15 protein-coding genes are annotated in these 18,519 nt (G+C 67.2%); 4 read left to right on the top strand and 11 right to left on the bottom strand.

Annotated elements, in window-relative coordinates; translation table 11 throughout:
- Positions 1 to 4: 4 nt before the first annotated feature.
- Complete coding sequence (gene rsmI, locus J5O08_RS00910; protein ID WP_218705025.1) at positions 5 to 874, bottom strand: 16S rRNA (cytidine(1402)-2'-O)-methyltransferase; 870 nt, start codon at positions 872 to 874, stop codon at positions 5 to 7.
- 119 nt (positions 875 to 993) lie between these two features.
- On the opposite strand from rsmI, the gene J5O08_RS00905 reads away from it, so the two are divergent.
- A complete protein-coding gene (locus J5O08_RS00905; protein WP_308281211.1) occupies positions 994 to 2,904 on the top strand; it encodes a phospholipid carrier-dependent glycosyltransferase in 1,911 nt (636 codons plus the stop codon).
- Between the two features lie 9 nt (positions 2,905 to 2,913).
- On the opposite strand, the gene J5O08_RS00900 is transcribed toward J5O08_RS00905, so the two are convergent.
- From J5O08_RS00900 to J5O08_RS00885, 4 genes are all read right to left on the bottom strand, one after another.
- A complete protein-coding gene (locus J5O08_RS00900) occupies positions 2,914 to 4,401 on the bottom strand; it encodes a family 20 glycosylhydrolase (RefSeq protein WP_218704960.1) in 1,488 nt (495 codons plus the stop codon).
- Positions 4,402 to 4,542: 141 nt separating this feature from the next.
- On the bottom strand, positions 4,543 to 5,574 hold the full coding sequence (locus J5O08_RS00895; RefSeq protein WP_308160952.1) for a bile acid:sodium symporter family protein: 1,032 nt from the start codon (positions 5,572 to 5,574) through the stop codon (positions 4,543 to 4,545).
- Positions 5,575 to 5,645: 71 nt separating this feature from the next.
- Positions 5,646 to 6,203 (bottom strand): dihydrofolate reductase family protein, encoded by a 558-nt coding sequence (locus J5O08_RS00890; protein WP_218704959.1) that lies wholly within the window; start codon positions 6,201 to 6,203, stop codon positions 5,646 to 5,648.
- A gap of 524 nt (positions 6,204 to 6,727) precedes the next feature.
- Positions 6,728 to 7,297 carry a hypothetical protein gene (locus tag J5O08_RS00885; protein WP_218704958.1) on the bottom strand — a complete coding sequence of 190 codons (570 nt, stop codon included), beginning with the start codon at positions 7,295 to 7,297 and terminating at the stop codon, positions 6,728 to 6,730.
- Positions 7,298 to 7,877: 580 nt separating this feature from the next.
- Between J5O08_RS00885 and J5O08_RS21835 the strand changes: the two genes are divergently transcribed.
- Positions 7,878 to 8,876, top strand: a complete 999-nt coding sequence (locus J5O08_RS21835; protein WP_374225897.1) for a hypothetical protein — start codon at positions 7,878 to 7,880, stop codon at positions 8,874 to 8,876.
- Between the two features lie 10 nt (positions 8,877 to 8,886).
- On the opposite strand, the gene J5O08_RS00875 is transcribed toward J5O08_RS21835, so the two are convergent.
- The 6 genes from J5O08_RS00875 to J5O08_RS00850 form a co-directional block, all read right to left on the bottom strand.
- Positions 8,887 to 10,482, bottom strand: a complete 1,596-nt coding sequence (locus J5O08_RS00875; protein WP_218704956.1) for a DUF2357 domain-containing protein — start codon at positions 10,480 to 10,482, stop codon at positions 8,887 to 8,889.
- 136 nt (positions 10,483 to 10,618) lie between these two features.
- Positions 10,619 to 11,677, bottom strand: a complete 1,059-nt coding sequence (locus J5O08_RS00870; protein ID WP_218704955.1) for an AAA family ATPase — start codon at positions 11,675 to 11,677, stop codon at positions 10,619 to 10,621.
- Between the two features lie 145 nt (positions 11,678 to 11,822).
- Positions 11,823 to 12,470, bottom strand: a complete 648-nt coding sequence (locus tag J5O08_RS00865) for a hypothetical protein (protein WP_218704954.1) — start codon at positions 12,468 to 12,470, stop codon at positions 11,823 to 11,825.
- Positions 12,470 to 13,306 (bottom strand): site-specific DNA-methyltransferase, encoded by an 837-nt coding sequence (locus J5O08_RS00860; RefSeq protein ID WP_218704953.1) that lies wholly within the window; start codon positions 13,304 to 13,306, stop codon positions 12,470 to 12,472. The genes J5O08_RS00865 and J5O08_RS00860 overlap by 1 nt, the downstream gene beginning before the upstream one ends.
- Positions 13,307 to 13,734: 428 nt before the next feature.
- Entirely contained in the window at positions 13,735 to 14,280 is a 546-nt protein-coding gene (locus tag J5O08_RS00855) for an NYN domain-containing protein (RefSeq protein ID WP_218704952.1), read from the bottom strand.
- Positions 14,281 to 14,634: 354 nt separating this feature from the next.
- On the bottom strand, positions 14,635 to 15,984 hold the full coding sequence (locus J5O08_RS00850; protein ID WP_218704951.1) for a hypothetical protein: 1,350 nt from the start codon (positions 15,982 to 15,984) through the stop codon (positions 14,635 to 14,637).
- A gap of 201 nt (positions 15,985 to 16,185) precedes the next feature.
- Between J5O08_RS00850 and J5O08_RS00845 the strand changes: the two genes are divergently transcribed.
- Positions 16,186 to 17,478 (top strand): PIN-like domain-containing protein, encoded by a 1,293-nt coding sequence (locus tag J5O08_RS00845; RefSeq protein ID WP_218704950.1) that lies wholly within the window; start codon positions 16,186 to 16,188, stop codon positions 17,476 to 17,478.
- 582 nt (positions 17,479 to 18,060) lie between these two features.
- Entirely contained in the window at positions 18,061 to 18,507 is a 447-nt protein-coding gene (locus J5O08_RS00840) for a response regulator (RefSeq protein ID WP_218704949.1), read from the top strand.
- Positions 18,508 to 18,519: the final 12 nt, after the last annotated feature.

Below are 18,519 nucleotides of genomic sequence, written 5' to 3'. Positions count from 1 at the left end.
CGCGTCAGCGTCCGGCGCGCGCCGCCAGCGCCGCGGCGTACAGGTCCCGCTTCGGGATGCCCGCGACCTGGGCGACCTCGGCCACGGCGTCCTTGAGCCGCTCCCCGCCGTCCGCCCGGGCGAGCACCTCCGCGACGAGGTCCGCCTCCGAGGCCACCTCGCGCGCGGGGGCGCCGGCCACGACGACCGCGATCTCGCCGCGCACCTCGCCCGCCGCGGCCCACGCCGCCAGCGCGCCCAGCCCGTCGCGGACGACCTCCTCGTAGGTCTTGGTCAGCTCCCGGCACACGGCCGCGGGCCGGTCCGCGCCGAACGCGGTCGCCATGTCCGCGAGCGTCGCCGCGAGCCGGTGCGGGGCCTCGAAGAACACCATCGTCCGCGGCTCGCGCTCCAGGGCGGTCAGCGCGCGGGCGCGCTCCCCCGGCTTGCGCGGCGGGAAGCCCTCGAAGCAGAACCGGTCGGTCGGCAGCCCGGACAGCGCGAGCGCGGTCAGCACGGCGCTCGGCCCGGGCGCGGCCGTCACGGTCAGCCCCGCCTCGACCGCGGCGGCCACCACGCGGAACCCCGGGTCGGACACCGCGGGCATGCCGGCGTCCGTCACCACGACGACCGTCCCGCCGCCGCGCACGACGTCGAGCAGCTCCGGCGTCGTCAGCGCCTCGTTGTGCTCGTGGTGGCTGACCACCCGCCCGCCGACCGTCACGCCCATGCGCGTCGCGAGCGCCCGCAGCCGCCGGGTGTCCTCCGCCGCGACGACGTCGGCCTCCTCGAGCAGCCGGCGCAGCCGGGGCGAGGCGTCCTCCACGTCGCCGATCGGGGTCGCCGCGAGCACGAGCCGGCCGGTGCCGGGAGCCTGGGGGGTCACGCGGGCCAGCCTGCCACCTCCGCGGCGGTCCCCGCGCCGCGGACGCGCGTCCGCGCCACGCGCCCGCCGCCCCGTCGACGACGCGACCCCGCAGGTCCCGCCCAGGCGGCGCCCCTACGATGGCGACCGTGCCGCAGCCCGACCCCGTGCCCGACGAGCCGGGTCCCCGCGACCCCTCCGACGCGCCGGACAGCAGCGGCCTCGGCCGCGACGCCCCGGAGGCGGCCGAGCGGCGGTTCCCGCCCGTCGTCCCGCCCGGCCCCGACGACACCCCCACGGCGTCGCCCACCACCGGCACCGTCACGACGCACTCCGCCCCGCCCGGCGACGCCACCCCCGGCGGCGCCGCCGCACCCGAGGGCACCGGCCGGCACGGCCACGCGGTCCCCACCCCGGCGGCGGGGACGCTCGTCATCCGCGCCGGCGAGGACCCCGACCGCGAGGACGACCCCGGCCTGTCGACACACGACCGGCTGCTCGTCTCGCTCCTGGGCGCCCGCACGCTCCTGCTCGGCGCGACCCGCCGCGCCCGGGTCACCGGGTGGCTGTGGCCGCTCGCGGTGACGCTGCTCGGCGGCGTGCTGCGGTTCTGGAACCTCGGCCGCCCGCACGAGCTGGTCTTCGACGAGACCTACTACGTCAAGCAGGCGTACTCGCTGCTGCGGCTCGGCTACGAGGGGTCCTGGGGCGACGACGCCAACGCGCTGTTCGCGCAGGGGGACGGCTCCGCGCTCGGCACGTCGCCGGAGTACGTCGTGCACCCGCCGGTCGGGAAGTGGCTGATCGCGCTGGGCATCCAGCTCGGCGGCGGGATCGGTTCGGCGACCGCCTGGCGGCTCGCGTCGGCGGTCGTCGGGACGCTCGCCGTCCTCATGGTCGCCCGGATCGCGCGCCGGCTGTTCGCGTCCACCGCGCTCGGCACGGTCGCGGGGCTGCTCATGGCCGTCGACGGCGAGGCGATCGTGCACTCCCGCACGGGGCTGCTGGACAACTTCGTGATGTTCTTCGCGCTCGCCGCGTTCGGGGCGCTGCTGCTCGACCGGGACCAGGCCCGCCGCCGGCTGGCCGCGCGGACGGCGTCGGTCCTCGACTCCGGGGCGGAGCTGGGCCTCGGCCCGCGGCTCGGCTGGCGGTGGTGGCGGTTCGCCGCGGCCGTGCTGCTGGGCCTGTGCATCGGCACCAAGTGGTCGGGCCTGTACGTCCTGGCCGTGTTCGGGCTGCTGTCGGTGGCCTGGGACGCCTCCGCGCGCCGGTCGGTCGGGGTCCGCGCGTGGGTGCCGGCGACGCTGTGGCGGGACGCGATCCCGGCGGGGTTCATCGTGGTGCTCACCGCCGCCGGCACGTACCTCGGCACCTGGGCGTCCTGGTTCGCGCACCCCGGTTCGTACCTGCGGCAGTGGGCCGTCGAGAACCCCGGCGAGGGCGTGACCTGGCTGCCGCCCGCGCTGCGCTCGCTGTGGCACTTCCACACCCAGATGTGGGATTTCCACACCCACCTCACCGCCGAGCACGCATACGCCGCGCACCCGCTGGGCTGGATCATCCAGTGGCGGCCGACGTCGTTCTACTACCCCACCGAGGTCTCCGGCCTGACGGGGTCCGCCGCGCGCGAGCTGTGCGGGGCCGACGCCTGCTCGCAGGCGATCACCTCGCTCGGCAACCCGGTGATCTGGTGGCTCGGCGCGCTGGCGCTGCTGGTCGCCCTGTACCGGCTGCTCGTCCGCCGGGACTGGCGCGCGGGCGCGGTGCTGTCCGGCATCGCCGCCGGCTGGCTGCCCTGGTTCCAGTACACCGAGCGGACGATCTTCACGTTCTACTCGATCGCGTTCACGCCCTGGGTGGTGCTGACGCTGACCTACGTGCTGGCGCTGCTGGTGCAGGGCCGGGACGAGCGCCAGCGCCGCCGGGGGCTGGTGGCCACCACGGCGGTGCTGGTCGTCGTCCTCGCGGTCAGCGCGTTCTTCTACCCGATCTGGACCGCGTGGGTCGTGCCGTACGACTTCTGGCACGTCCACATGTGGCTGCGGTCCTGGATCTGAGGACCGCCGTCAGCCGAGCTCGACGGCCCAGTCGACCTGCGGGCTCGGGTACCAGGCGTACCCCTCGGCGTCCCAGTACGGCCCGTGCGCGGCGACCCGGGTCGCGAAGTCGTCCCAGTCCCGGCGGTCGGCCGGCGTCCACGCGACCTCGGCGACCGCCGCGAGCCGGGGCAGCAGCATCGTCATGAGGTCGTCGAGGCTGCGCAGCGTCTCGGTCCACACCGTCGCCTCGACCCCGATCACGGAGCCCTCCGGCAGGCCGGGCACCAGCGCGGTCGGCTCCCAGGCGTAGGCGTCGCGCAGCTCGATGTGCCCGGCCCACTCCAGCCCGAGCGCCGTGTCCCCGTCGTACTTCATGTCGAGGTAGGCCTTCGAGCCCGGCGACATCAGCAGCCGCGCCCCCGCCTGCGCCGCGGCGACGATCGGCGCGGGGTCCATCCGGGTGTCCCAGTACTGCACGACCGTGCCCGGCTCGAGCGGCGTGGTGGCGATCTCCTGCCAGCCGACCACCTGCTTGCCCGCGGCGCGCACGGCGTCGGAGGCCATCCGCACGAGTCGCGCGTACTCGTCGCGCTCCATCGTGTGCACCTCGTCGCCGCCGATGTGCACGTACTCCCCCGGTGTCACGGCCGCGACGTCGCCGAACACGTCCCGCAGGAACGGCTCGGTCGTCGGCAGGTCGGCTGTGAGCCGGCTGAAGCCGACCTCGATGCCGGTGTACGCCTCGGCCGGCTCGCCCGACGGCGTCAGCTCGCCGTACGCGTGCAGCGCCGCGTTCACGTGGCCCGGCACATCGATCTCCGGCACCACCCGCACGCCGCGCGCGGCCGCGTACGCGACCAGCGCCTGGAACTCCTCGGTCGTGAAGTAGCCGCCGGGGTCGCCGTCGACGGCCGTGCCGCCCGAGCGCGCCGCCAGGTCCGGCCGGGACGGCAGGTCGAGCCGCCAGCCCTGGTCGTCCGACAGGTGCAGGTGCAGCACGTTGAGCTTGTACGCGGCCATCAGGTCGACGACGACCCGCAGGTCGTCCGGCCCGAAGAAGTGCCGCGCCACGTCAACGGACAGGCCGCGCCAGCCGTGCACCGGCTCGTCCTCGACGTGCACCGGCCAGGCGGCGAAGGTGCCGTCGTGCGGCCGCAGCACCTGGTGCAGCGTCGCCAGCCCGCGCATGAGGCCCTCGGCGGTGCCCGCGGCGACCCGGACCAGGTCCGACGCGACGTCCAGCCGGTACTGCTCGCCGGACAGGTGCTCCGGGTCGAGCACGAACGCGACGTCGCCCGGCTGCGTGGGCTCCGCGACGTCGCGGTAGCGCACCTCGACGGTGCTGCCGGAGATGCGGCTGAGCTGCTCGGCGGCGAGCACGCCCAGCGCGACCTCCGCCGGGCTGACGCCCGTGGTGACGGTGGTCGCGGCGGAGACGACGAACGGCGCACCCTCGGCCTCGCGCACCAGCCTCGGTGCCGGGACGAGACGCAGGGGTGTGGTCGGAGCGGGCACGACGGTCCTTCCGGGCGACGGGACTGAACACGGGCGCACGACGGCCCGGCCCCCGCGCACCAGTGTGCCCGGTTCGTCCGGTCCCGTGGGGCGACGCGCGGGACGGGTTGCGGCGGCGCGGTCGACCGGGGCGGCCGGGCGTCAGGCCCGCGCGACCACCGGGTCGGGCTCGGGGTCCGTCGCCGCGAGCCGGCGCGCCAGCACCGCGCAAGTCGCGAGCTGCAGCTGGTGGAACACGATCACGGGCAGCGCGACGCCCGCCGCCGCGACCGGGCCGAACAGCACGCTCGCCATCGGCAGGCCCGTCGCCAGGCTCTTCTTGGACCCGCACATGAGCAGCGCGATCCGGTCGCCGCGGGACAGCCGCAGCGCGCGCCCACCGCTCCACGTGATCACCAGCATCGCCGCCAGCAGCACGGCGCAGACCACGACCAGCGCGACCAGCACGCCGACCGTCAGGTCGTCCCAGACGCCCGACGACTCGGCCTCCGACACCGACCCGTACGCGACGAGCAGGATCGTGCCGCGGTCGGTGATGAGCGTGACCGGCTTGTGCGCGCGGACCCACGCGCCGATCTTCGGCTGCAGGAGCTGGCCCACGACGAACGGGAGCAGCAGCTGCAGCAGCGTCGCCCCGGCCGAGCCGCCGACCGGACCGCCCGCCCGGGACATGAGGATCCCGACCAGCAGCGGGGTCAGCACGATGCCGAGCACGTTCGACACGGTCGCGCCGGTGATCGCGCCCGCGACGTTGCCGCGCGCGATCGAGGTGAACACGACGGACGACTGGATCGTCGACGGCAGCAGCGACAGGTACAGCAGGCCGGTCTTGAGGTCGGCCGGCAGCACCGAGTCGGGCAGCACCTGCACGGCGAGCCCGAGCACCGGGAACAGCAGGTACGTCGACGCGAGCATCCCGCCCTGCAGGCGCCAGTTCTTCAGGCCGTCCCAGACCTCGCTGGTGGCCATGCGGGCGCCGTAGAGGAAGAACAGCAGGACGACGGCGGCGGTGGTGACGTGGTCCAGGCCGGTCGCGAAGCCGCCGGAGGCGGGGGCGAAGAGCCCGAGGAGGAACACCGCGACGATCATGACGACGAGCGGGTCCACCCACGTCTTGGTCGCGGACCAGGCCCGGGACCACCGGCCCGGTCGGGACGGGATCGCTTCAGGCACCGGGTCATTCTGCCACCGCGTCACGGAGCGCCCGGCCGCGGTCCGCGCTCGGGCGGCTCGCCGGGACGTCGTCAGGAGGGCGGCAGCACGTCGTACGTCAGGTGCGCGAACTGGTCGAACCGCTCGGCCGACCGCAGCCGCAGCCGGTCCGGCCCGACCCGCCGCGGCAGCACCGGCGCCCCACCGGTGAGGGCGGCGGGCGCCACGCTGACCTGCACCTCGTCGAGCGCCCCGGCGTCGAGGAACTGGCCCGCGAGGTCGCCGCCACCGATGACCCACGCGTCGCCCACGCCGGCCGCCTCGCGGATCGCCGGCAGCGCCTCCGCCACCGACCCGCGGACGAACCGCACGTCGGCGCCCTCGGGCACGGGCAGGTCGCGGCTCGTGAACACGTAGTACGGGCGCGCGCCGTAGTACGCCGGCCACTTCTCGGGGTGGGCCACGAGGTCCTCCTCGCGCAGCACCCACTTGTAGGTCGTCGAGCCGGACACCAGCACCCCGATGCCGGCCAGGAACGCCTCGTGGTCGGGCTGGGTCGCGGAGTCGACCGCGAACAGCCAGGCGAGCGAGTTGTCCTCGTCCGCGATGAACCCGCTGAGCGACGTCGCCGTGTTGTAGATCACCCGCATGGCACCGACGGTATCGGCGACCACCGACACGCCCGCCGGGAACGACGAAGGCCCGGGATCGAGGATCCCGGGCCTTGCCTTCAGGTGGGCCTTGCATCCTGCTATGCGAACCCGTTGGGGTACTTGCATCCGCTCGTCCTCGAGGCGGCCGCTCAACCCGTCACCCCGCTAGAACGGGTGATCCGTGCACGATCTGCGCAGCGTCACATCACCGGCAGCGAAGCTGAAGCGGTCGTCGCCGGCTACCGCGCAGGCAAGTCGGTGTACGAGCTCGCTGCCGAGTACTCGTGTCACCGCACCACGATTAGCGGCATCTTAAAGCGGAGCGGTGTGCCCATGCGACGCAAGCCCGCCCGCGAAGCACAGGTTCGCGAGATGGTTCGGCTCTACGAGTCCGGGCTCTCCCTCGTCAGGGTCGGCGAACGAGTGGGCTTCTCTGACAAGACCGTGCATCGCTACCTGCGGGACCGAGGCGTACGGATGCGTGAAGGCTACGGTGGGCCGGCTCGCCGTACGTGATCGATCTAGTCTTGGCGAAGCTGACGAGCTTCTTCGCTCATCCATCGCTGAAACGCCTGCTCTGCTTTCCTGCTGAGCTCGGGCGCACACTTGGCGAGTTGCCCCCACTGCGACTCGAACGCCGCGCGTTCACGGTCGCTTTGTACAGTGGAGTAGGCGCCGCCGAGGAAGTAGGTTGCGGGCGTCATCCATGACTCGTGCGGTGGTCTCGATGGAGTGATCCCGGTGTAGGCAATCACGGCACTCGGCGGATACCCGTAGAGAACCCCGGTTTCAACTAAGCTGAGTACGTCGCCACGAAATGCGAAGTACTCCGTCATAGTCGGACTTCCGGACACGATCAGATACCCGAGATTGGTTGTAGCGACGTGCAACCCGAGCGACTCGATCGCAGCTCGCTTAGCCTCAGTGTCTTCGACATCACAGATCCATTGCTGCTGCAGTGCTATTCGAGCGAGGTGCACGCGTTCGGCAACCGAGAGCACTTCAAGGCAAGCAAGGCGCCCAAACCATCCTGAATCGACGTCGATCCAGCGTGCAGCTGAGTTGAACGAGGCAGCGTCGGTTGGAGCCATACAAGAACTACTATGCCTCAGTGTAGCTGTGAATTCAATACCTTAATCACCGACTACCCCACCATGCCACAATTGTTTGCTCGGTCATAGCAATGCCTGCCACTCTTGCACTCGGGGCAAACACACCGACAAGTGCCGTAGCCTTGAGGGGCTACCGCGGTCAGGGTCGATTCAATCGCGGACATGGCACATATCCTCCCGCTCGATGTGCGCAACCTACCACTTCGCACAGCCTGCCGTGAAGATCCCGGTGGCACAGTCGAGGCAGCCACCTCGGCGCATCGAGTCGTGATGCCTCCGAGATTCAGTGTCCTCAACAGTCGGACCATACTTGCTGCCGGATCGTCCGCATCGGCGACAGGGGAACCGACGCACATCAGCGGTGGGTCGCGAGGGTCAGCGCGCGCTCGCTGCGGGCGTAAGTAAGTGCGCGCGGCGTCGTAGCCTCCGCTCGGAGCACGATCAACGAGGGCCGGGCACGTCGCGAGATGCGGCTCGGCGTGTCTCTTCTCAAACCATCCCGCGCAACGCCAGACAGCCCTAGCACGACCGCGTGGACCGAGTGCCCTAGGTTAGCCCCGTGACCTCGCTCGTACGCACCCCCCGGTACACGCCACTCACCCTTGACGAGCTTGGAACCCAGCCGCGCACGTCCGGGTCACTCCACTCGCGGCGCGCAAGGTTCCACCAGTCTTGGTACCGCGCAGCCCGCCTTGGACTGCCGAATTGGGGACAGACTTCCAGCGGTCGGCCGCTCGGGAGCATCCTCGACGAAAAAGCTGCCGCTGCCGGCATGAACTTCTCAAGCGAGCCCGCACGCCGACTATTTGAAACGCGTCGGGCCCAGGGGTGGGGAATCGACCCGCGCACGTCCAGCCACATGACGTCGAGTCAAACTCTTCTTCTGAACCTCTTTGGCCCTCTATCCCAAGACCATGACTGGCTACTGGCAACCCTAGGCGGCGTTCTCGGCAGAGCGGACCTTTACTCAGTGATCCAATGCGACATCGAGTTTGCACCGCCAGACCGAGGCCGATACATGAACGACATGACGCGAGTAGACGCCTTCTTTCAGCTGGAGTCCAGTCGTGGCGTGGAAGCAGTCGTTCTGGAACTGAAGTACACGGACCGATTTAGCACTCGGCGCGTCAATATCTCACAGAACCCCAAGTACCTGAGCCTTGCGCACTCTTCTCAACTTTGGCGCGATCCCGAAGAGGTCTTTTCAGATCCGTCGACGAATCAACTCACGCGGAGCCACGCGCTCGGAGCTTGCGTCAGCCAAGTGAAACTAGGCGCACCAATCACCACCACACTGCTCCTGGTAAGTCATCCACTCGATCCGACGTCCGACGCCATCTTCGAGCAATACTCCCATCAACTAGCCGACCCGTCGCTCGCGATCCATGCCACGCTTGAACAATTCCTCGGGTCCATGCTCACCAATGCGGACGATGACGCTTCGCGCTCCGCCACTCGCGAAATCGAACTCCGCTACCTCGATCACACGGAAAGCGAGACTCTCTGGGAGAGCTTCCGAGGCCGCAAGACGCAGACCCGCCGACACGCGGCCGTATAGACCCCTGCCGTCAAGCAGAAAGAACCTCTCGAAGCCAGTCCCTGACCGCTATGAAGTTGCTCGGGAGAAAAGGCAGCGCGCCGATCCCGACTTCAGCAATTGAATCTGCAAGGCCGTGACCATTGACCACCTCCTCCTTAGAAAGCGGAAATAGAGCTACCCCGGTTTCAACCACCGGTCGGCGCTCCCCATCCTCTTTCGGCCGAATCGCGTCGCGGTAGCGATGTAGAGCGTTTACAGCATCGACGGGCGCTCCCGGGCCCCCGAACTGCTCGATGTAGCGCGGCGACGCGTCCAGGCGATATTTCGCATCAAATACGTGGAAGCCCCTGCGGACTCCTGGTCCTTCGACCTCCAGCACTATGTCCGGACGTTGCACACCAGTGGGCATACGATATTCCGGATTGTAGGTTAACGTCGCGACGCGCGCGTCCCATCGGATCCTTACAGCGCTCCGGGAACCCTTGACTAGACCGACCCGCAAACCGTCCTCCCTTATCGACAAGACCTCCGTCAGATCTACACTCGCGCCCGTAATCTCGGCTGCTAATTGCACCAACTTAACGAAGCACCACATCTCATAGAGTTCGTTGAGATCCGACAGCGAGTACGCGCTCGAGTCTTCAGTGAAATTCAAGGCGGCATCGAGAGAGCTCAGAATGCGGTAACCTTCACCGTAACCGATCGCAGAGAGCAGCTGAATTGAACTCAGCGAGGCCGCAACATCCGCGGTGGCGGCGCGGATCACGGGCAACTCAGTGAGTCTCTCCACGCTGGTCAATAAAGAACGCACCTCATCGGCCTCAGCGATGAGCCTGGGCGGGACGTGTATGGATCGAGCTCTTACAGTGGCGATCCGATCTTCGAGCACGTTTATCAACGCACGAAGTCGGAGACATACGCTAAGAAGCCGCGACCGCAGCCAACGATGCTCAAATGTGTCCAACGTGCGCCGAGGGCGTGCCACGTGCAGACGAGAGCGGACCGGTCCCACCCCGGGGATGTCCACGTACTCGCCGCTTCCCTCTCCGCGCCCTATCGCCCGAATCGCGCTTGGGGTGACTCGACGCACACTATGCAGAGCCGTCCACTGCTGCACCGTCTCCAGACCATAGTGCGGGAGTTGATTCACCTGATGGAGCGCGCGGGAGAGCGCTTCAATGTCGCTACGCAGGATCGCAGCCCAGTCCAGAGTGCTTCCCGCGCCAGAGTTATCGAGAGACCCAACCCGGTAGGTGCCCCGAAAGTACTCCAACACGAGCGTGCGATTGACGTTGGCCACTTCGTCGACTAGGGCCTCATAATCCTCGACGTAGTCGAGCTTTGCAGGGAACACCTCGATAGTAATCAATAGTTCCTGGTCGTCGACGCGAAAGCGCCAGTCGGAAAGCCCGACCTGCCGACGATAAACGACCGTGGCCGCTGAGATGCCGGTATCAGGGACATCGCGGCGGCGTGAAATCAAGTTCGGATCACGTTGAAGAATCTCGGGACGCGCCCCGTGGCGCTTACTGCGCACCACGAACCAGTACTCAACTTCCTCGAAGAATCGAGCGTATTTTCCTGCGGCGCCTTCACCTTCATCTTGGGACGCGATGCTGTACACGCCGTCGGACGACTCAATCGCGAGGATCGGAGGCCTCAAGGCAAGGTTCAACCTGCCTACGGCCTCGGGAACGGACGCGGTGGCTTGTATCTCTAGAGTGAGGTAATCCGTTTCGACCCGAAGCAACGTTGCCATATCAGAGCCAGTAGTTGGTAAAGCCGGTCTTCGTGAGGCGATCCCGCATGAGTTCGATGCGCTCGGCCGAAACCGGAAATCCCCTAGATCCCGCGCCGACTGGCGAAGCCCAGGCACTCAACATCTCCAACAGCCGTCCCACGGCGGAGCCGGATCCCTGAATACGCGGTAGGACCTTCATTGAGATTGCTAGGTCGAGCGCGTCGATCTGGCCGCCGTCCGCGGTTTGGAAACTGGCCTCGGACTCCTGCGCCGCCAAGCAAAATAACGCGATCTCATCGCGAACCCGGTATCCAAAGTGCAACTGACTCTCGGCGAGCATCTCGTTGATCTCGACTAGTGTCGAAATCACTTGCCCGACTAGGGCCTCGTGTCGCGCTGGGTGCTCGGCAAGTGTTGAAGCGTCTCGAGCCCACTGGCCGGCGTTCCAGGTCATCGCTGGTGTCGGAGCAATCTCAACCGCGTCGCCGATTCTACTCAAGTCGACATCAGAGAACTCGATCACGAACGCCCGGTCTAGGATCTTCCGCGAAAAACCGAAGGTGGTTTCGTCCATATTCACAGATCCGACAAGGGTCAGGTTCGGAGGAAGGACCACGGCGTCCCACCCCAGTCCCCCGCGGACTTCACCAGAAGCGTCCGGCCGGAGCGGATTTCCAGTACCGCCCGGAAGCAGGGCGCCCGTCTCTTCTATTCGACTCAGCACCTCGGCGAGATAATACTCTGGACGCGCGATATTCATCTCGTCGAGCAAGAAAAAGAACTGCTCCGTCGGTCGCAGTTGAGCGTCCGCCGCGACACGCAGTAAGCTCCCCGGACGGAACGTCCCGTCGAGACCTTGATAGCCCAGGAGATCACTGCTGTCGCTCCAGTCGGGCCGGACAGGCACGGCATGAATCACTCCCCCGGTCGCCTGGGCCACGAGCCGCGGAAGTGCACTCTTGCCAGTGCCCGATACGCCAGCGAGGATCACGAAAGGCTTGGTGCGCACAGCCGTCACATATGCGGCTACCTGCCACGGGTCAAAGCTGAAACCGCGCGACGCGATGAAGCGCTGCACCTCGGAAATATCGCCACTCACGCCGCCCGCGCTACTTGCACCGTTCGGCTCCAGATCCCGAGGTGTATGACCGGCAGCGCGCGGCGGGGCCGGCAAATAGTCTCTCGGGTCGGCCGGCGTGGGGACAGTTGGAATCGGCATCTATTTACTCGCCCTCGCTCAAGGCCGGCTGTTCGCCGACCGTGATGAAGAGCGCCCGGATTTCATCGCCGCTGAGTCCGGTTTCGCGGATCAGCACATCAACGAGTTTTTGTGGTTCGTCCGCCGAGCTGATCCCTAACGTCTCAAGGTCTCGACTTCGGAGCCACCAGATCGCCAAGTCGATGAGAAACGGGCGATGATCGATACCGGGTTCGTCGAGTTCGGCGCGCAAGAAGTGGCGTGCCAGATCTTCGGATGAGATTGTTGCCAAGGAGTACCTCTTTGGGCTACTGCTGCCCTTGACGTGGACCACGGGTGTAGGGTCCAGTGCGCTTTGCCAGCCGCCCCAGGTGTTGTCCGGCCCGTTGGATTCGTACTTCTTCGTACGGTATCCGCCAGTCTTTGTGCTGGTCGGCTCGAACGGATTGAAGTAAGCAGTGGCGTCCTCGTCACGTCCCGAACGAGTCCACTCCATGAGCGCTTGCTGGTACTTATCGGAGCGCGTCCCGCTGGTCACCTCAGCTCCTGAGCCCCCCGACAGTTGTAGGGCCCGCTTGAACACCAGGTAATCCACGAGTCGCGGCTGTGCGCGAGACTTCGCCAGGCGTACCTGCGCCTGCTTGATCAACTCAGCGGGCAGGTACAGGGCCACTACTCCTCCAGGTCGTCGCGCTCCTTGATCGCCTTGAGCCTATCAGCCGCGATGTCGCAGTACTCGGCACTGATGTCGATCCCGATGGAGCGATAGCCGTGCCGGCGGGCGAAGGCCATGGTCGTTCCAGAACCGTTGAAGGGGTCCAGCACTACACCGCCGGGCGGCGTCGTTGCGGACACCGGGATTCGAACGAGGTCTTCCGAGAAGGCCGCCCGATGCCCAGAACGGCCTCGCGCAGGGTTTGTGAACCAGGTGTCCAGCGGAGGCAAGAGACGCCCCGACGGCATCTTGCGGCCAACCGAGTGTCGGTCGTAGTAATACCAACGGTTCTTTGTCAGGTGGAATACGTACTCATGCGAAACCGACGACCGGTCACGCACTTGGTCCGGGATGGGATTCGGCTTAACCCAGACGTTGTCGTTACGCACGAGCCATCCGTCATCCTGGAGCGCGATTGCGAGACGATGCGGAATCAGCAGCAACTGCTTGGGTCTTGCCCACAGCCCATCTCCGGGCCTGTCCTGCGGTCGAATCCCGAAGCGGCGGGCGCCCTGTTTCACCTCACCGCTCTTGTGCGCGCCCTTACCGCTCCAGTACGTGTCCCCGATGTTAATCCAGAGGGAACCCGTGTCTTTGAGGACTTCCCGGCAGAGGGCGAACACCTCCACCAATCGGTCCACGAACTGCTGCGGATGCTCTTCAAGGCCCAGTTGGCCGTTCTCGCCGTAGTCCCGCTGCCCGTAATAGGGAGGGGATGTGACGATAGAGTCAACGCGAATTCCGGACTCAACTAGTCGCTTGAGTTCCGTTACGACATCGCCTTTGAGGATCATAGAGCGCTCATCGGCGTAGTGCGCGCTTTCGAAAAGCCCACCCTCGGTAAAATACGTCTGCGGCGTCGGCTCGGGGTTTAGGGCGCGATTTGCGGCCGTCGGCTTCAACTTTCCCCCAACGACTGACGCGCTGCCCGGGGGAAGTGGTACGACCCTCGCGAGGGATGACATCCGAAAGGATCTCCGTTCAGGACCGGCTCGACACCGCGTTCGGCGCTCGCCCCAGACACTACCTCCACACCGGAGCCGAGGACGGCGGCGCGCCCAGGGGTGACCAGCCTTGAGGCACAGTCGCCGCTGACCGCCGCCCTCGCCGGGGCGTGCTCGGGTAGCTGCCGAGGCACCTCTGGTGTTCGGGGTCTCCCGCCCGCTCGCCGGCGCCTGCAGGAGGCCGAATGCTCCGGTGTTGCGGAGAGTACCATCGGCTGTCAGTGGGTAATGTACGCGAACAGTGGATCGAGTGGGGCGAACGCGTCCACCCCCGTCTTCAGATTCGTCGCCGCGGCATGGTCCCAGAAGACGGCCGTCGTCTTGATCCCGCGGTCTGCAAGTCGGCGCACCACGGGGAGGAAATCTTGATCCCCCGAGACTAGGACAAGTCTGTCGCCTCGCTCGCTCCTCATATGCTGGTATGAGTCATCTAGAATCTGCGCCCCCATTTCCATATCGACCCCCTTTTCCTTATTGAAGGCATTTCGATCGAAGACCGTCACCTCGAATCCCCGTTCGCGCGCAACTCTCCAGATCGAGTCGTCCTCTGGAGGTCGTGATCCAAACAAGCTTGACCGTCCGATCTGCGAGTCCTCGGGACAGACAGCGCTGTACAGCCGCCCGAAGTCCAGGCGCCAGGTCTGATCGGTGATGCGATCGCGCATCGCTTCACCAGTCGATGGCGCTAGACCCTTCTTCACCGCACTGACGCGCATCCCTTCGATCCAGACATTCGAGTAGTCGACGTAAACGAACAAGACCACGGTCACCCCTCGGGTCGGCCTTCGAGCGCGAGAATCACGACCGGTCCACCGTAGGCGGGACGGGCTAGTTTGCGTGGGCTGTTGAGCGGGCAGTCCCCGCAAGTCACCCGGTTGAGCGGTTGACGCGCGCGGGCTGGCGGTGTGTCAGCCTGGTCGGTGAGCCCCGCAGATCGCCTGGGCCCGCGTCATCGCTACGCTCGAACGCGACGGCGCGTTCACCGACAGAGCCGTCTCCGTGGAGTTGATGCGCTTCGGCCGCCGCTTGTACAGCATCGGGAGGTGTTCCTCTGCGGTTCGCGGCCAGCCCCAACACCCTCCATCGGGACTCGGTGCGAGACAGACAGGCCCCCGTCGTCATCCCCGGTGAGGTCCGTAGGCGCTCCACCCGTTCATGTGCGGGGCTATCTCCTCGTGGCTGCACGCCGTGACCTTCACGACGTGCAGCGCTCCGTGGATCGGGTCGGTGCGCTCGGCGTGCTCGCGGATCCAGACCGCCCACTCCCGTGCAACCTGCGCGCTGTCCGGGCCGAGCGACGCTGCTTGGGCGTCGACTTCCCCGGCGTACTCACGCATCGCCGCAGCCGCCTCTCGCCGCGCGAGCTCGTCTCGGAGCCGGGCCGCGTTGCGCTCGTAAGACAACTTCGTGAACGCCTCGCGCTTCACCTCTTCCCAGCGGACCTGGCGGATCTCCGCCCGCCGTTCGCCCTCCTGCCGAGCCCAGACGGCTTCCGCCTCGGCGATCTCCAGTTGGCGGATGAAGGTCGGCAGTTGTTCTTCAAGCGTCGCGCCGCTGGTGTCCCGGAGCGTCAGGACGGCTTGCTGCTCCCACGCCTTCTCGACGGTGACCTCGAGCCGCCCGGTGGCGAGGAACTGCTTGTTCGCGCTCGTCCGGGACGTTCGGGGGTAGTAGTCGGGGGTCGTGGTGAATGCCGACACCTGCCGGCCTCGTTGGTCGAGCTCACGCATCGTCACGATCAGCTCGCGCGACGGCACCCGGAGCGACAGGTCCGGGCGCACCTCATCACGACCCGTGGACATGTTCGGGACCTTCGCCGACACCTTCCACCCCATCGAGACCGCCGCGTCGGCGAGCCCCTGCAGGAACCGGGCCGCACGAGGGATCTGGGTCTTGGAGACCAGCGCTCGCTTCTCCTGGAATGCGACGATCGCAGGGTGGGGGCCACGAAGCTGGCGCGGCACGGTGAACGCGCGCACCGGCGTCCGTGCGGCGAAGTCCGGCTCAAGGTACGCCGTCACGCCCAGGCTCGGGTCCATCCGCGTCGGCTCGTGGGTCAGTCGCTCCCCCGCAGGCACCAAGTGCTCGCGAAGGAGAACGCCCTCGATGCGCGTCATCTCGCGTTCGTCAACATCGCTGCCCAGCTCGAGCCGTCCGCCTGCAGCCACTACACGTTCGAGGACCTCCACGGCCCGCTCCCGCAGCTGCTGTGCCGCGCGCTCCTGCTCAGCGCGCGCCCGCTCCTCACGCCGGAGTCGTTCGCGCTCTGCCTCGACTCGTTTGGCCTCATCCTGCAGACGCCGCACCCCCTCCGGGGTGACCGCCGCGGTCCAGGTCGCACCGCGCCCCTCGATCCTGATCAGGCTGCGGTTGTGCAGCGCTCGTGCCGAGACGCGGTGCGAGGTCCCGTCGTACACGCCGTCCAGGCAGCCGTCCGCGACCCAGCGAAGTAGATCGAACTGGGCCACGCTCAGGTAGCTCGGGCTACGACCCATCAGTGCTGACTGGGCGGACATCGGCAGCCATGGACCCATTGGACCACTCCTCGGATGCGCCGGGGGGCGATTCAGGTCGCTGGTGAGCTGTGTTTCACGCGGGTCGAGGCGGCCTGCGAACCTGATGCTCCGAAGTGACCACGCGTCGTTCGGTTCTCGTGTAGACACGACCGCATGGGAGAGGACACCGCCTCGGTGATGGCCGGTCTGTTCGATGGCTTCGAGGGCCACCGGGCGCCCGGCGACGCTGAACTCACCGACGCGCTCGACACCGCGCTGGTCTCGCTGGACGCCAACGTGCTCTTGGGCTTCTACCGGTATCCGGAGGAGTTCGGCACTGCGCTCATCGACGAACTGAGTCACTACGGCGATCGCGTCTTCGTGTCTCACCAAGCGCTCGCCGAGTTCTGGCGTAACCGCACGTCCGCCCTGGCTGACCGAGCTCGTGCGAAGAGCGAGGCCGAGAAGCAGCTCTCCTCGAATGAGAGGTCCACGAGCAACGCGATCGAGCAGTGGGGCAAGAAGGTCGCCCTTGAGGATGCTGATCTCGACCAAGCGCGAGCCATCGTCGCCCGGCAGTTCGAGCTCTTGACCAAGCTCGTCGAGGACGCCCACGCAGACGACCGCGAGATCTATCCCTCTACCGACCAGGACCCCATCGTGAAGTCGCTCGAGCGTCTGCTGTCCGGGCGTGTGGGTGCGCCGCTGAGCGACGACGAGTGGCGAGACGCGGTCGACGAGGGCAAGCGCCGCCACCGCGAGCAGATCCCACCTGGTTACAAGGAGAAGCCCGACGAGAAGGAGCGTCTCGCCGAAGGCGTCTCGGGCGACTACCTCGTCTGGCTCCAATCGATCCAGGCTGCATCCGTCCGAGGGCTGGACCTGCTGATCCTGACGTCAGACGTCAAGGAAGACTGGTATGCCCGCTTCCGTGACGACATCATCGGGCCGCGCCAAGAACTCGCGAAGGAGTACTGGGACCTGTCCGGAAAGCGCCTCTTCTTGATGCGGCCCTCCGACCTCATTCAGAGAGCTGCAGCTAGAGGAGGGCACATTGGCGCTGACGCGCTCGATGAGGCAGCGCGCCAGCTTGAGGGCGAGACTGACACACGCGATCGCGAGCCCGACCCGGTTCGCGCCGCGCCGTGGACACAGACCAACGTCACGAAGCTACTGGCGCTGCTCGACCAGCAGGCACACGTTCAAGCCGACGTCATCCGTGCCGCGGCACGCAACGGGGGCCGAGTCGAACGCGATGAGGTCTATCAGATCGGTGGGTACTCGCCTGATCGGATGCTCCGCGGCTTCACGCGCCCCGTTCGCCGGCTGTCGCGTGTCCTTCAAGAGGCCGGCGAGCTCGACGTCCGAGCACCTGAGATGCTAACGCCGCGATACGACTACAGCGTTGAGGCCAACGCGTTTCAGATCCCCGACCAAGTGGTAGCGATCCTGCGCGGAGAGGCGTAGGCGGTCACTCTTGGGCCATCCGCGCTGAACCGTCCTTGAGAGCGCACCCTGCAAAGCGCCTTCGAAGTGACTTAGGCTCCCGCCCTGCCCCGTGCCAGAATCGATCCGTGCCCAGACCGTTGAAGTACGCGCCGCTTGCGCGCCATCTCTCCGACCTCGCTGCGCGAGGTAGAGCCGCCCACGAAATGTCCTTCGAACAGGTCGGCGAGCTTGTCGGCGGGCTCCCGCCGAGCGCAGGCGCCCTCCGAGTCTGGTGGAGCAACGACTCCAAGTCCCAGGCTCGCGCCTGGAGGGCGGCCGGTTGGCATGTCGAATCGGTCTCGCTCGAGCGAGAGCGCGTGCGGTTCGCACTCGGGACTGTCGGCGGCTCGCGCGATGCACGCCCGCCTCAGCGGTCCAGAGACCTCTGACATAGACTGGCTTCGCAATGCGAGGTCCACAACGTTCGGACTGGGCGCGTCGATCGTCCTTCGCGGCGTAGGGGAAGCGGCTCGCTCGTCACTCGACGCCGCAGGAGTGCTGCCGCTGGTGACAGAGCTCAGGTAGGCGTCGGCGAGAGGTCGTGGTGTGTCACACTCGGCCGTGCTCACTTCTCACAACGCGCGGGTACTGCTCGTAGAGGACGATCCCGGCGACCGCCTCCTCATCGAAGAGGTGTTCGACGAGAACGGCACCTCCGGCAACCTCACCGCTGTCGAAGACGGGGAACTTGCGCTGGACTACCTGCACCGGCGAGGGCAGTTCGCGCAGGCCTTGCGGCCCGACCTGATACTCCTCGACCTCAATTTGCCGAAGGTCAACGGCCGCGAGGTCCTGGCCGACATCAAGAGCGACCCCGACCTGACCCCGATTCCCGTCATTGTCCTGACGACCTCCGACGCGGAGGAGGACGTGATCCGCGCCTACGCGGCGCAGGCGAGCGCCTACGTGACCAAGCCCCTGAACTGGGACGACCTGAGCGTCGCCGTCAAGCGGATCGGGGTCTTCTACCTCGATATCGCGACGCTGCCGACCCGCGAGCGCACCTGAAGCTCTGCTTCG

Source organism: Cellulomonas sp. PS-H5, assembly GCF_019265565.1.
Lineage (GTDB): Bacteria > Actinomycetota > Actinomycetes > Actinomycetales > Cellulomonadaceae > Cellulomonas.
This window is presented reverse-complemented; position numbering and strand designations above follow the sequence as displayed.

Excerpts from the sequence above, each read along its gene's own strand:
- J5O08_RS00845 (WP_218704950.1), top strand. The coding sequence starts at position 16,186 with ATGGGAGAGGACACCGCCTCGGTGATGGCCGGTCTGTTCGATGGCTTC.
- J5O08_RS00860 (WP_218704953.1), bottom strand. The coding sequence starts at position 13,306 with ATGATCCTCAAAGGCGATGTCGTAACGGAACTCAAGCGACTAGTTGAG.
- J5O08_RS00885 (WP_218704958.1), bottom strand. The coding sequence starts at position 7,297 with ATGGCTCCAACCGACGCTGCCTCGTTCAACTCAGCTGCACGCTGGATC.
- J5O08_RS00890 (WP_218704959.1), bottom strand. The coding sequence starts at position 6,203 with ATGCGGGTGATCTACAACACGGCGACGTCGCTCAGCGGGTTCATCGCG.